This is a genomic window from Neobacillus pocheonensis (assembly GCF_050477905.1).
GTDB classification, from domain to species: Bacteria; Bacillota; Bacilli; order Bacillales; family Cytobacillaceae; genus Neobacillus; species Neobacillus pocheonensis_A.
In genome coordinates, this window is sequence record NZ_JBCNAD010000027.1 from 41,889 (window position 1) to 56,687 (window position 14,799).

The 14,799-nt window shown below is 38.6% G+C and carries 13 protein-coding genes; 9 read left to right on the forward strand and 4 right to left on the reverse strand.

Annotation, left to right across the window (positions count from 1 at the left end; translation table 11 throughout):
• Positions 1-7 precede the first annotated feature (7 nt).
• The 6 genes from ABES02_RS15665 to ABES02_RS15690 all read left to right on the forward strand — a co-directional run bounded on the left by ABES02_RS15665 (position 8) and on the right by ABES02_RS15690 (position 7,799).
• Positions 8-928: a fumarylacetoacetate hydrolase family protein gene (locus ABES02_RS15665; RefSeq protein WP_430136622.1), complete on the forward strand. Its 921-nt coding sequence runs from the start codon at positions 8-10 to the stop codon at positions 926-928.
• Between the two features lie 4 nt (positions 929-932).
• Entirely contained in the window at positions 933-2,096 is a 1,164-nt protein-coding gene (locus tag ABES02_RS15670) for a homogentisate 1,2-dioxygenase (protein ID WP_430136625.1), read from the forward strand.
• A 131-nt stretch (positions 2,097-2,227) separates the two neighbouring features.
• Positions 2,228-2,842 carry an NUDIX hydrolase gene (locus tag ABES02_RS15675; RefSeq protein WP_430136628.1) on the forward strand — a complete coding sequence of 205 codons (615 nt, stop codon included), beginning with the start codon at positions 2,228-2,230 and terminating at the stop codon, positions 2,840-2,842.
• A 182-nt stretch (positions 2,843-3,024) separates the two neighbouring features.
• On the forward strand, positions 3,025-4,386 hold the full coding sequence (locus ABES02_RS15680; protein ID WP_430136631.1) for an aspartate kinase: 1,362 nt from the start codon (positions 3,025-3,027) through the stop codon (positions 4,384-4,386).
• A gap of 170 nt (positions 4,387-4,556) precedes the next feature.
• Positions 4,557-5,531 carry a quinone oxidoreductase family protein gene (locus tag ABES02_RS15685; RefSeq protein WP_430136745.1) on the forward strand — a complete coding sequence of 325 codons (975 nt, stop codon included), beginning with the start codon at positions 4,557-4,559 and terminating at the stop codon, positions 5,529-5,531.
• Between the two features lie 24 nt (positions 5,532-5,555).
• Positions 5,556-7,799 carry a molybdopterin oxidoreductase family protein gene (locus tag ABES02_RS15690; RefSeq protein WP_430136634.1) on the forward strand — a complete coding sequence of 748 codons (2,244 nt, stop codon included), beginning with the start codon at positions 5,556-5,558 and terminating at the stop codon, positions 7,797-7,799.
• Between the two features lie 44 nt (positions 7,800-7,843).
• Here the strand turns inward: ABES02_RS15690 and ABES02_RS15695 are convergent, their stop codons facing one another.
• Positions 7,844-8,419 (reverse strand): hypothetical protein, encoded by a 576-nt coding sequence (locus ABES02_RS15695; RefSeq protein WP_430136637.1) that lies wholly within the window; start codon positions 8,417-8,419, stop codon positions 7,844-7,846.
• 17 nt (positions 8,420-8,436) lie between these two features.
• The gene (locus ABES02_RS15700) at positions 8,437-9,000 is read right to left on the reverse strand and encodes a membrane-spanning protein (protein ID WP_430136640.1); all 564 of its coding nucleotides are present in this window, start codon (positions 8,998-9,000) and stop codon (positions 8,437-8,439) included.
• 149 nt (positions 9,001-9,149) lie between these two features.
• Between ABES02_RS15700 and ABES02_RS15705 the strand changes: the two genes are divergently transcribed.
• Complete coding sequence (locus ABES02_RS15705) at positions 9,150-9,767, forward strand: TrkA C-terminal domain-containing protein (protein ID WP_430136642.1); 618 nt, start codon at positions 9,150-9,152, stop codon at positions 9,765-9,767.
• A gap of 42 nt (positions 9,768-9,809) precedes the next feature.
• Here the strand turns inward: ABES02_RS15705 and ABES02_RS15710 are convergent, their stop codons facing one another.
• The gene (locus tag ABES02_RS15710) at positions 9,810-11,363 is read right to left on the reverse strand and encodes a glycine betaine ABC transporter substrate-binding protein (protein WP_430136645.1); all 1,554 of its coding nucleotides are present in this window, start codon (positions 11,361-11,363) and stop codon (positions 9,810-9,812) included.
• Complete coding sequence (locus ABES02_RS15715) at positions 11,363-12,487, reverse strand: ABC transporter ATP-binding protein (RefSeq protein ID WP_430136647.1); 1,125 nt, start codon at positions 12,485-12,487, stop codon at positions 11,363-11,365. The genes ABES02_RS15710 and ABES02_RS15715 overlap by 1 nt, the downstream gene beginning before the upstream one ends.
• A 180-nt stretch (positions 12,488-12,667) precedes the next feature.
• Between ABES02_RS15715 and ABES02_RS15720 the strand changes: the two genes are divergently transcribed.
• Positions 12,668-13,345: a response regulator transcription factor gene (locus ABES02_RS15720; protein ID WP_430136649.1), complete on the forward strand. Its 678-nt coding sequence runs from the start codon at positions 12,668-12,670 to the stop codon at positions 13,343-13,345.
• Positions 13,342-14,730, forward strand: coding sequence for a HAMP domain-containing sensor histidine kinase (locus tag ABES02_RS15725; protein ID WP_430136651.1), 1,389 nt, complete (start codon positions 13,342-13,344; stop codon positions 14,728-14,730). Before ABES02_RS15720 ends, ABES02_RS15725 begins: the two co-directional genes overlap by 4 nt.
• Positions 14,731-14,799 lie beyond the last annotated feature (69 nt).

Genomic DNA, 14,799 nt, shown 5'->3' on the forward strand with positions numbered 1-14,799 from the left:
TGAGACCATGAAATTTGTTACCTTTGAAAAACAAGATGGGACAATCAGGGCAGGTTGGCTTTTGGATGATAAACATGCTGTAGATATGTATGAAGCATCAGATGGCAGTCTGCCTAAAAACCTAATTGATTTTCTTGATAGTAGTGACCAGAATTTAAAAATCGCCTCATCATTGCCAGTATCAAAAAAAGGGGTTTATCCATTAAGTGAGATTCAATTAAAAGCCCCGCTGACTAATCCAAAAAGCTTCCGTGACTTTTATGCCTTTGAGCAGCATGTGAAAACGGCAAGAGAAAACAGGGGTCTAAAAATGATTCCAGAGTGGTATCAAATGCCTGTGTTTTACTTTTCCAATCACCTTGCCATTAAAGGTCCTAGGGAAGAAATCGTTATGCCTCCGGATTGTGATTGGCTTGATTACGAACTTGAAGTTGCCTGTATTATTGGCAAAGAAGGAAGAAATATTTCTGCTGTAGAGGCAGATGAATATATTTTTGGCTATTGTGTTTTGAATGACTGGAGTGCTAGAAACCTGCAAAGAAAAGAAATGAAGGTTGGCCTAGGTCCAGCTAAGGGGAAAGATTTCTCTACCTCGATTGGCCCATGGATTATCACAAAAGATGAGGTGGAACCGTTTAGAGCCGGGAAGGGCTTCGATCTTACTATGAGAGCACATGTAAACGGTGTCAAGCTATCTGAAGGCAATTTGAAGGACCTCTATTTTTCATTTGGAGAAATGATTGAGAGGGCTTCTGCTGGCGTTACCCTTTATCCAGGTGAAATAATCGGTTCTGGAACCGTTGGAACAGGTTGTATTCTAGAACTTGGCACAGATGTGCACCGCTGGCTGGCTCCAGGGGATAAAGTAGAGTTAGAGGTTAATCTTCTTGGTGTTTTAGAGAATATCATAATTGAAGAAAAGAGGTGAAGAGATGTATTACCGTCAATTAGGGAAGATTCCTCATAAACGCCATACGATGTTTAAAAAAGAGGATGGGACCCTTTATAGAGAGCAGGTAATGGGTACACGAGGATTTTCAGGAACTCAATCGATTTTATATCATCAATACATGCCGACAGAAATTGTAAAATCTGAATTAGTTGGAAATTACTTTCCAGAATATGAGGAGAAGCAATCCTTAAAGCACCGTCATTTTTTTTCAAGTAAGGTTGAAAAGAAAGGCGACGGGCTAAAGGCAAGAGAATACATTTTGGGAAATCAGGATTTGCTGATTGGGACAGCTAATGTGACAGAGCCGATGCAAACCTTTTATCGTAACGGGGATGGCGATGAAATGCTTTTTATTCATCACGGGTCAGGCAGGCTTGAGACAATGTTTGGAACGATTACGTACCGGCCTGGTGATTATCTCATCATTCCGATTGGGACCATTTATCGAATCATACCGAGTGAGAATGAAAAGACTAAATTACTTTTTGTAGAATCTTTTAGTCAAATTACGACTCCAAGAAGGTATCGAAACGAATATGGACAGCTTTTAGAGCATAGCCCTTTTTGTGAACGGGATATAAGAGGACCGGAAAGTTTGGAGACCTTTGATCAAAAAGGAGAGTTTGAGATATTAACAAAATCACGTGGAGCGATACACTCTCATGTTTTGGGGCATCATCCCTTGGATGTAGTTGGCTGGGATGGATATTTATATCCATGGGCCTTTAATATAGAGGATTTTGAGCCAATAACGGGAAGGGTTCATCAGCCGCCGCCTGTGCATCAAACCTTTGAAGGAAATAATTTTGTTGTTTGTTCCTTTGTCCCAAGACTTTATGATTATCACCCAGAATCGATTCCTGCTCCCTATTATCACAGTAACGTAAATAGCGATGAGATTCTCTATTATGTTGAGGGCAATTTCATGAGTCGTAAGGGGATTCAAGTGGGTTCCATCACTCTTCATCCAAGTGGTATCCCGCATGGGCCGCATCCGGGAAAAACAGAAGCGAGCATTGGAAAGAAGGAAACACTAGAACTTGCCGTAATGATCGATACCTTCCATCCTTTAAAAGTAGTAAAGAGTGCTATGGATTTAGAGGATTCCGGTTATATGTATTCCTGGTTTGAAAAAAAAGAATAGTGATAGTGAAACAATCCAGCCCTGTGGCGAATGGATTGTTTTTTTGTATACATAGCTTAAATTTAACAGACTATACTGTAAAAATGGTATTGTAGCTATATATACTATTTATCGAAATGAGGGGTGAAAACGTGGAGCGCGAAACCATTTTGACGAATTTAAAAAATCATGTTCCTAAAATACTTGGCAGTGAGAAATTTTCGAAATACGCTGTCATGCTGCCACTCATTCAAAAAGAGGATGGAATACATGTATTATTCGAAGTTCGTTCGCAGCATTTAAGAAGGCAGCCTGGAGAAATTTGTTTTCCTGGAGGCCGAATCGATCCAGTGGACGTCGATGAAAAGGCTGCTGCCATACGTGAAACAACAGAGGAATTAGGCATAAAAAGGGAAGATATCTCTGAAGTTTTCCCGCTCGACTTTATGTTTTCTCCATTTGGGATGATGCTTTACCCATTTGTGGGCTTTATACACAATCCAGACAGTATTCATGCTAATCCGTCCGAGGTGGGTGAACTCTTTTCTGTTCCTGTAGCCTTTTTTATTGAGAAAGGTCCTGAAATTTATCGAATAGAATTTAAGGCAGAACCAGAAGAAAATTTTCCGTTTGACTTAATTCCTGGCGGAGAAAATTATAAATGGCGCACAAGAGCGTTGGAAGAATTTTTTTATCTTTATGAGGATAAGGTGATTTGGGGACTGACCGCAAAGATTCTTGCTCATTTTATTGAAATGATACGGTAGCTCTAGTGGATGAGATTTTAAAAGTGGATTTCAAGTCAAGAAATCTCACTGTTTTTTTATTGATTAGAGGTATGTTCTTTGTGTATGTACAAATGTCCTTGTATAATGGAAAAAACACTTGATTATTTTCAGAATTGGAATAAAATTAAGATTATATTTTTACTAAATAGGGAGTTGTCATGATGAAGGTTGTAAAATTTGGCGGATCTTCTTTAGCATCCGGAAAGCAAATTGAGAAGGTGTTCCAGATTGTCATGTCTGATCCAGAGCGGAAAGTGGTCGTTGTATCGGCTCCCGGAAAAAGATATTCTGAGGATGACAAAGTTACTGATTTATTAATTGAATGTGGAGATCTCTGTTTATCCAATAGGGATCCAAGGAAACCGTTCGACGCTGTTATCGGAAGATATTCTTCAATTGCAGACGAATTAGGACTCGGTGCTGAAATTATTAAAGAAATCCAAAAAGACTTGTTAGATAGGTTGAATGGGGATAAAAGTAAGCCAGACCGTTTTATGGATAGACTGAAAGCAAGTGGTGAAGATAATAACGCAAAAATGGTTGCGACCTACTTCCGAAAGCGAGGAATAGAAGCCTCATATGTTGATCCTAAGGAAGCAGGACTTTTGGTGAGTGATGAACCAGGGAATGCTCAGGTTTTAACAGAGTCGTATGAGCGTTTATTTTCACTCCATGAACGTCCAGGATTTCTAGTTTTTCCAGGATTCTTTGGATATAGTAAGGAAGGGGAAGTATTCACGTTTTCAAGAAGTGGTTCAGATATTACTGGTTCCATTCTTGCAAATGCAATGAAAGCGGACCTTTACGAAAATTTTACCGATGTGGATGCAGTCTATTCTGTTAATCCAAATATTGTTAATCGTCCAAAGGAGATTAAAGAATTAACCTACCGGGAAATGCGGGAGCTTTCTTACGCGGGCTTTACCGTCCTGCATGATGAAGCATTAGTCCCTGCATTCCGTGCGGGAATACCTGTTCATATCAAAAATACGAACAATCCTGCCGCACCGGGGACAAGAATTGTTTCTGATCGGAAAAATACAAATGGACCTGTAATTGGGATTGCTAGTGATCAAGGTTTTTGCAGCATTTATGTAAGTAAATATTTAATGAACCGGGAAGTTGGCTTTGGCCGCAAGCTTTTAGGGATATTAGAAGATTTCGGTTTATCTTATGAGCATACACCATCAGGAATTGATGATGTGTCGGTAATTTTACGTGAAAGCCAGTTAGATTCAGTTATGGAAAAAGAAATTAAAGACCGGATTTTTGCAGAGTTACATGCGGATGAGGTGAGAATTGAGCATAGTCTTGCACTTATCATGGTTGTTGGGGAAGGCATGAGACAAAATGTCGGAACCATGGCAAGAGCCTCAAAAGCACTAGCAAAAGCACAGGTCAATATTGAAATGATTAACCAAGGCTCGTCTGAAGTGAGCATGATGTTTGGTGTAAAAGAAGTGGATGAAAAAAGAGCAGTTCAGGCATTGTACGAGGAGTTTTTTGTTGCAGTAACAGTTTAATAGCAATCCATTTAATAAAAGCAGTTCTTAATTCCATGTAAATTAGGAACTGTTTTTTTGTGCTTAAGAAGTAAGTGGTGAAAATTAAATAGTCTGAAATTTGATTGTGTGCTATTATTATACTAACCGGTTGGTATTTTTAAAATTAGAAATAAGGAGACGAAATGATGATGAAAGCGATTCAATTTAAAGAATATGGAAAGCCTGAAGTTTTACAATTTGTGGATGTATCATTACCAGAATTAAAACCTGGATTTGTTCTTGTGAAAGTAAAGGCAGCAGGGGTTAACTTTGCTGACACAGCGCGTAGGTATGGACAATATTTAGCAAAAACACCGCTTCCTTATATTCCGGGAGCAGAAGTAGCAGGAGTTGTTTCAGAGGTATCATCTGGCGTCTCGGAATATAAAATTGGCGATCGGGTTGTTGCCTTGACAGATGATGGTGGATATGCAGAGTATATCGCTCTTCATGCATCACAGCTCATAAAGTTACCAGAAACAGTTGATTATAATCAGGCAGCTTCTATTTTAGGACAGGGCGTTTCCGCTTATCACATCTTAAAAAGCTCTGCTCAAATTCAAAAGGGTGATACTGTACTGGTCCATGCCGCTGCAGGTGGAGTAGGTACGTTTGCGGTGCAATTAGCGAAGATCATGGGTGCAGGCAAAGTCATAGCGACAGCGAGCAGCGCTGAAAAGCTTGAACTTGCATATTCACTCGGGGCCGATGTTGGAATTAATTACACCGAAGAAAATTGGCATAAACAAGTTTTGGAAGCAACTGATGGCAAAGGGGTTGATATTGCCCTTGAAATGGTTGGCGGTGATATTTTTAAAAACACCTTAAAATGTATGGCGATTAATAGCCGACTTGTCATTTATGGACGTGCTGGCGGGCAGGAAACTAAATTCGATCCAGCCATACTAATGCAGCGAAATGTAAGTGTTGTCGGTTTTTGGTTAGTTCATTTTCTTAAAGATTCTAAGAAGTATAAAGAAAGTGTTATAGATTTATTGAATTATATTGGTGAAGGAAAATTAAAATTAATAATAGGCAAAACATTTGCTTTAGAAGAAGCGAGATTGGCACATGAACTTATAGAAGGCCGTCAAACAATTGGAAAACTTATTTTAAATCCTTAATCTCTTGTGCGGGAGGAATTGCAATTGATTTTGAATGAGCAAGAAACAAAAATAAGTTACAGGACTTGCCCATTGTGCGAAGCAACTTGCGGCCTGGAAATCTATACGAAGGGTCAGGAGGTTGTCCACATTAAGGGAGATAAGCAGGACCCTTTCAGCAAAGGATATTTATGTCCAAAGGGATTCAGTGTCAAAGAACTACATGCAGACCCTGACCGAATTCGGAAGCCGATGATCCGCCGCGGATCGGATTGGCAGGAAGTATCTTGGGAGGAAGCTTTTTCAGAAGTGAGAAAAGGGCTGCAATCAATTATCAAGGAGCATGGAAGAAATTCAATCGCAGTTTATTTAGGAAACCCTACTGTTCATAATTTAGGGAGTATGTTATATGGCCCTACGTTTTTAAGAGCATTAGGAAGTCGTAGTGTATTTTCTGCCAGTACGTTAGATCAGATGCCAAAACAACTTTCTTCTGAGATCATGTTTGGCAGTGATGCTAATCTTCCTATTCCCGATCTCGATCATACCGATTACTTTTTAATGATTGGGGCTAATCCGCTTGCATCGAATGGAAGTTTAATGACTGCACCGAATATGAGAGGAAGGTTGAAGGAGCTTCAGGAACGCGGCGGGAAGTTAGTGGTTATTGATCCTGTACGGACCTTGACCGCTAAACAAGCAGATGAACATCAGTTTATCCGTCCGGGAACGGATGCGCTTTTTCTTTTTGCCTTAATCCATACGCTCTTTGAAGAGGATTTGGTTACTCCAGGCAAACTAGTTAATCTACTAAATGGATTAGAGGAAATGAAATCATTATCACAGGATTTTACACCGGAAGTTGTTGCAGCAAAATGTGGAATACCCGCTGATGCCATTCGCCGTATTGCCCGAGAACTAAGCGGTTCAGAAAGAGCAATTGTTTACGGAAGGATGGGAACCTGTACACAACCATTTGGCACGATGAATAGCTGGCTAATAGATGTGTTAAATGTATTAACGGGGAACTTGGACCGCCAAGGCGGTGTCATGTTTCCAAATCCAGCAACAAGACGTGCAGTTTCAAAAAAAGCTCGGTCCATGCGTTATAACCGTTATCAAAGCAGGATAAGTACCATGCCGGAAGTATTGGGCGAACTGCCAGTTTCATGCTTGGCAGAAGAAATCGAAACCGAAGGGCCAGGACAAATTAGAGCCTTTATTTGTTTGGCCGGCAATCCTGCGCTTTCAGCACCAAATAGTGGGCGCCTGACAACGGCATTTGAGAGTCTAGATTTCATGGTTAGTGTAGACTGTTACTTAAATGAAACCTCTAGACTTGCTAACGTGATTCTTCCAGTTCCTTCACCTTTAGAACGGTCACACTATGATATTACTTTTTACAATTTAGCAGTTAGAAATATTGCCCATTATTCAAAACCAGTTTTTGAACTTCCACCAGACCAATTGGACGACTGGAAGATTCTTCTCCATTTAGCTGGTGAAGTGAGTGAGCATAATTTACAAGGTGACCCAATCAAAGTTTTAGATGATTTAACTGTGATGGAGCTTATTAAGCACGAAATTAAAAACGAGAATTCACCGATTTCTGAGAGGAAACCGCAAGAAATTTTTGACCTGCTAAAAAATCGAAAAGGGCCAGAGCGTTTACTAGATTTTTATCTTCGGGTAGGGCCGTATGGTGATCATTTTGGAGAAATACCGGATGGACTTAATTTATCCGTGCTTGAGGAAAATCCCCATGGGATGGATTTTGGAACGATGCAGCCAAGGATTACTGAAATTTTGCAAACTTCTTCAGGTAAAATTGAATTAGCTCCGGCTATTTTAGTAAAAGATGTTGAACGTCTGAAAGGGACACTTGAAACTAAATCCACGGATCTCCTATTAGTAGGTAGAAGGGATTTGCGCAGCAATAACTCGTGGCTTCATAATCTCCCTGTTCTGGTAAAAGGGGAGGACCGTTGTACGCTGCTCATTCATACTAGTGATGCAGTTAGCTTGGGATTAAAAAATGGAGGGAAGGCATTGGTCCAATCCCGAACAGGAAAAATTCAAGTGACTGTGGAAATCACCGAGGATATCATGCCTGGAACGGTAAGCCTGCCCCATGGCTGGGGACATAATCTTTCAGGCACACGCCTTGGAGTTGCAAAAGAGCACCCAGGAGTGAATGTTAACTTGCTGACGGATAATCGGGTAATTGATCCGATATCGGGGAATGCGGTACTGAATGGTGTACCTGTATCGATCGTGAAAGTTGGCTAATTAGGACCGTTTTATATAAAAGAGGCTCGTGGCCTGAGCCTCTTTTATGCTCTTTTTAACTTAATCTTCGTCCGTATCCCCGCCCAAATTGCAATAGCAAGTCCTCCCACAGTATCAGCTATTAAATCAGTCATGGTATCCTTGTTGCCGCCTCCTTGTAAGGTCATGTTAAAAAATTGATCAGAACTAAATTCATATACTTCCCACAAGACACCGCCCAGTGCCGCAAATGATAAAGTAAACAAAAAGACAAACCAAGGGGATATTTCATCTCCGGCATTCCGATGGATCAATCTTTCATATAAAGCAATTCCTGAAAAAGCTAAAATCGCTCCGCTGACAAAATGCATAAAGGTGTCCCACCAGCCAAGGCTATACCAACCCCGGATGGACCCCAAATATTGTGAGCCGATTAAAAAAATTAAATAAGAGATTACAATGGGTAAATTAAATTGAAGTTTCGTAAATAAAGCCAACAAAAGAGGGACAGCACCACATGCAATACCTCCTATGGCAACCGTCGATTTAAAGGATTGGCCAATATTATGATAATAGACAGCTAAAATTGCCATGAAAATCACGTATAATGCACTTAAAAGAATAACGAGTTTCCGATTCATTCAGGAGTCCTCCCGTTTTAAACTTTTTGTTTTCTAACACTGGCGTATATAGCGATAAGGAGACCACCGGCACACCCACACAATAAATCATACATTGTGTCTGTATTACCACCCCTCTGCATAGTGTGGGTCAATATTAAATCTCCAACAAATTCATAAATCTCCCATAGTACACTTGCAAGAACAGCAAGTGAGAGGACAAAGAGAAAAAGGATAACAGCAGATACATCGCTACGGACATTATCTGGTATGCATTGTTTATACAGAGCGATCCCAACAACTCCAATAAAAATCGCTTTGAAAAAGTGTAGCGTGGAGTCCCACCATTTGTAGTGAAGGTAAAAGCTCGAGATTGACCCTAAAAATAAGGAGCAAAATAAAAAAATATAATAGCTGATAATTATAGGTATATTAAAAGGAATATTTTTCAAACGTAATAAAATTAACGGAAATCCGCCGGCTAAAACACCTCCTAGGGCCACCTGCCATCTGGAATGATCATCTTTTATCAGATAGAAAATGAATAAGATGGCCATAAAAATGATAAAAACCGAACTTAAAATGATAATTAATTTTCTCATTATAATTTCATCCTATTCAAAAGAATTCCTTACAATTATGTCCAAACTGAAGAAAATAACTCAATCTCCTGCTGGAAAACAAGGTTTTGAAAGCGTATAGTGTAAATGTAAACAATAAGTCTTTATAGTTCAAACGTGGCGGTGTTTTTATGCAAAGAGCACAAATCCCAACATACGAGCGGATTGCAATTGATTTGGCCAATAGAATTCACGATGGGGAATTTAAGGTCGGAGAAAAGATTCACGGAAGGTCAACACTTGCAAGTGAATATAAAGTATCTCCGGAAACCGTCAGGCGGGCCATTAAAATTTTAGAGGATGTCGATATTGTTCACTCGGCTATGGGCAGTGGGATTGTTATCGCATCAAAAGAAAATGCTTTCAAATATATTCATCGTTTTTCCAATTTAGCAAGCATTAAAGATCTTGAAAAGAGTATGAATCGGTTAATCGATGAGAGAGACAAGCTTGATGAACAGCTGCTGGATACACTTCGAAAAATTTTGGATTATTCAGGCAAGCTTCGGCACACAAATCCATTAGCGCCAATTGAGGTGGAAGTCTTTCCGGACTGTAGCCATATCGGCAAAACAATTTCCGAAGTGAAATTTTGGCAAAATACTGGTGGTACAGTTATTGGAATGAAAAGAAACGGAGACATGATTATCTCCCCGGGGCCATATGCGGTCATATTGGAAGGGGATGTGCTGCTTGTCATCGGTGACGATAAAACTTATGACAGAGTCTTACATTTTTTAAAGGAATAGTAGCAAAGAAGCCAGTTTCAACCGAAACTGGCTTCTTTGTGTCTAAATTAATCCTTCTTCTTTTAAAAATTCTTTTGCCACTTTTGCCGGAGATTGCTTGAGGCTGTCAACCTTATAGTTAAGCTCCCGCATCTTTTCATCTGTAAGCTTTCCAGCTAGAGAATTTATCGTTTTTTGTAATTCTGGATGCTTTTTCAATGTTTCTTGTTTAATAATCGGGACTGCATAGTATGGCGGGAAGAAATTTTTATCATCTTTTAAAACTTTTAAATGAAATGCTTCAAGTAAACCATCAGTAGAAAAGGCATCAATAACATCACTTTTATGTTTATCAAGTGCCGTATAGCGTAATCCTCCGTCTACTGCTTTAACGCCTTTAAAATTCAGATTATAAGCTTTTTTAAGTCCAATTAAGCCATCGTCTCGGTTGGGGAATTCAAGAGTTGGTCCCATAATTAAGTTGTTACTCACTTTGGCTAAATCGGAAATAGAATTTAATCCATATTGTTCGGCCGTATCTTGTCTTACAGCCAATGCATAGGTGTTATTAAATCCAATCGGTTTTAACAATTGAATCCCATATTTCTGATTGAATTCCTTTTGAACAATACTATAAACCTTGTCTGGATTACTCTCTGGATTTTTCTTTAGGATATTAACTAATCCAGTTCCAGTATATTCTACATAAATATCGATATCGCCTTTATTTAAGGCACTAAAAGCTACCTGGGAACCACCTAAATTTAATTTTCGTTCTACTTGAATATCAGTCTTATTTTCTATTAAATCCGCCAGCATATTCCCTAAAATTAACTGCTCACTAAAATTCTTTGATCCGATGACAATTTTATCTTCTGCATTGGCTTTCGAATAGATCGTAAATGCACCTGCAAAAATAAGAAGAATAGAGGCAATCCCTATAAGCCATTTTTTCGAATTCTTACCCTTAGTTGATGTCGACCGTTTTTTACTTGTATAGGAAAGAGAGGATTCTAATTTTCCTACAATAAAGTCAATAAGGAGCGCGAGTATACATGCAGGGATTGCACCAGCTAAAATCATGTTGTTATCAACTGTTTGAACACCTGAAAAAACAAGATAACCAAGACCGCCTGCGCCAACGAAGGCAGCAATGGTCATTAAACCAACAGCGGTAACTGCTGAAATTCTGATACCCGCCATAATCATCGGGAAGGCTAATGGTAACTGTACCTTTCTCATTGTTTGACTCTTGGTCAGACCGATACCTTTGGCGGCTTCCAGAATATCCCCATCTATATTTGTTAAACCTGTATACGTATTTTTAACAATTGGCAGCAGGGAATAAAGTACAACCATGACAATGGCTGGCGTACTGCCTATCCCAATGAAAGGAATCAGGAAACCTAGTAATGCCAAGCTCGGTACAGCTTGAATAACGTTGGTCGTCCCAATGATCGGCTTTGAAAGCTTTGGTTCTCTTGAAATGAGAATTCCAAGTGGTATCCCTACAACAATCGCAATTAATACCGAAACGATGCTTAAATAAAGATGTTGTCCTAGTAAATTAAAAATTTGCTGATAGTTATTCGTGATATAATTCCAAAAATTACCCATTAAAACGCCACCTCCAAATCAATTAGTTGGCTGCTTAATGCCGATAAAATGCTGCTTCGGGTAATAAGTCCTGTTAATTGCTTAGCATTATTTACAACTGGCAAATAGCCGATTTTATGTTCATTCATCATGGCTAACACAGAAATTAAATTCGCATCCTGGTATACAGAGAGTACATTTTGTTCCATGATCATTTCAATGGAAGTATTTCGATTTAGTAATTGGATGCCTTTTAAAGTGACAAGCCCTTTAAGAACGTTGTGTTTATCTGTAACCATTAGGCTGTCCACTTTATTGTCCTTCATAATCTCAATTGCCTGTAAAACATTGCGCATCGCAGTAATTTTAACAGGATTATGAATCATAATATCCTCGGCTAACAATAATTCAGGATTGTTCCACACTCTTCGTTTTCCAATAAACCCTTCGACAAATTCATTAGCAGGATTTTTTAAAATATTTTCAGGTGTATCGTATTGCAGGATATCTCCATCTTTTAAAATACAAATCTTATCAGCTATTTTAATAGCTTCATCCATATCATGCGTGACAAAAATAATTGTCTTATTTAATTCCTTTTGCATTTGGAATAATTCATCCTGAAGTGAGCTTCTTGTAACGGGATCTAATGCACTGAAGGGTTCATCCATTAAGATGATATCGGAGTTTGTGGAGAATGCCCTGGCTACGCCAATCCTTTGCTGCTGACCGCCGCTTAATTCTTTCGGATAGCGGTGCAAGTATTCCTTGGGATCTAATCCAACCATTTCGAGTAATTCCAATGTTTTTGTTTCAATGGCAACCTGGTCTTCACCCTTCAATTTCGGGATCAACTCTAGGTTTTCCTTGATGGACATGTGAGGAAATAATCCTGTGTTTTGAATCACATATCCAATATTTCTCCGTAATTCAATCGGATTCATGGTGGAGATATCTGTCCCGTTGACAAAAATCTTTCCTGAAGTAGGCTGAATCAATTTATTGATCATTTTAAGCAAGGTTGTTTTCCCGCAGCCACTCGGTCCAATAAAAACGACTAGTTGACCAGCTTCAATATCTAATGAAAAAGGATTTATGATCGTCTTTGTCCGGTACTTCTTAACAATGTCTTTGAACTGTATCACTTTTATTCCCCCTTTATTTATTTTTGAAACAGTGTTTGTTAATGTGACAACTCAATCATAACACATAAGTTGTTAGTTTGTCGAATTCACTCCCAATTTTGAATAAGAGGCTCATTCTTTCCAAGCGTTTGCTCTTTAAGTAAAATGAAATGGAATTAATGTATTTGGGTAGGAGGAAAAATGAAAACAATCTTAATCTGTGATGATGATGTGTATATTCGTAATTTAGTGAAAGCCTTGTTCTTAAAAGAAGGATTTAGAATTCAAGCAGCAGAAAATGGTGCTGCTGCAATGGAAATATTGGAAAAAGAACTGTGTGATTTAGCCATTGTGGATGTAATGATGCCAGTGATGGATGGGTTTCTTTTAACCAATAAAATCCGGAAATTGTATGATATCCCGGTTATTTTACTAACAGCCAAAAGCCAAATAGAAGATAAAGAAAAAGGGTTTGAATCAGGTACAGATGATTATTTAATTAAACCATTTGAACCAAAGGAACTAATATTCAGGGTCAATGCTTTGCTAAGGAGATATGGCAACACGAGTGAGGCGAATATTAATCTAGGTTCCTTATCGATAAATAAGAAAAGCTATGAAGTAAAAATAAAGAACAAAACCTTCATGCTGCCTTTAAAGGAATTTGAGTTATTATCTTTTCTCGCCACCCATCCGAACCAGGTTTTCAGTCGCAGTCATTTGATTGAGAAAGTTTGGGGTTTAGAGTTTGAAGGGGATGAAAGAACAGTTGATGTTCATATTAAACGTTTGCGTGAGCGATTTAGTAACATGTCAGCGGATTTTGCCATCAAAACGATTCGAGGAGTGGGTTATTCCCTAGAGGTAGAAAGATCATGATTATGAAATCTTTATATAGTAAATTCGCTTTTATTACGATCATGATAATGATTGTAAGTGGAATTATTTCCTTTTTCATCTCCAATGCTTATTACCAGGTTAAATTAAAGAAGCAAAATGATGAAAAGATAACTAAATTTGCTTCAGAAATGGCGGAATTTGCAAGCAAGCACCCCTTGATAAGTTTAGAGGATTATTTTGAACATATCGGTTCGATTGGCTATCAAATCGTGTTGATAAATCAAGACGGAGATAGGAGTTATTTTGGCTCTTCCTTCAGAGTGAAGGATTTGCCGGATAAGATAACAGATAAGGTATTAGAAGGAATTGTTTATCATGGAATTCGTCAGTTTCCTCACAAAACGTTTGTAACAGGCTTTTTTGCGAATGAATTATCGAATTCCATCGGGGTACCGTTTCAATACCAAAATAAAAAATATGCCTTGTTTATTAGACCTGATATAAAGCTTATGTTTAACGAAATGCATATATTATTTGGCTGGCTTCTGATCATTGCCATTTTATTAAGTATATTCCTGGTGCTGATCAGCACCAAATATTTAGTCGATCCGATACGAAAGCTCAACAAGGCTACCAAAGAAATCTCCGAAGGCAACTTCTCAATCAAGCTTGATATTGGGCGAATGGATGAACTGGGTAACTTAGCAGCCAATTTTACAAGAATGTCCAAGAAACTGGCACGAGTTGATATGCTCCGAAAAGAATTAATATCGAATATTTCACATGATATTCAATCGCCGCTTGCGAATATTAAAGGGTATTTGAACATGCTCGAAAATAATGATAAAAGTGAACAGGACAAGCAGAAGTATATTCAAGTCATGCATTCAGAAGCAGACAGGTTATCAAAAATGACAAAACAGCTTTTGCTTCTATCTTCCATTGAAAGCAAGAAGGATATAATGGATGTTCGTAGGGTTGATGTTTCCGGCCAATTAAAAACGGTCATTCACCAATATCAATGGAGTATCATGGAAAAAGGAATTATGATTAGTTACGAGCTCATAGATGATGCTTGGGTTAATGGAGATGCTTCTTTGTTATATTCAGTCTGGGAGAATTTGTTATCGAATGCCATTAAATATAATCGCGATAACGGAACAATTGATATAGAATTACGTGAATCTGAATCACAACTGGAAGTGGTATTCAAGGATACTGGAGTCGGTCTAGATGATAAAGAAAAGGAAAGAGTTTTTGATCGTTTTTACCGAGCGGACGTTTCAAGAGAGCGGTCTGTTGAAGGTACTGGGTTGGGACTATCCATCGTTAAATCAATTATTGATTTGCACCAAGGAAAAATTGAATTAAATAGTCAAAAGGGCAAGGAATCTGCCTTCAAGGTGATTCTTCCAAAACTGTAAAGTGTAGTTCATCTTCCGTTCATATTCATTAAGTATCCTTCTTATGAAATGAAACAAGGGAGATGAATT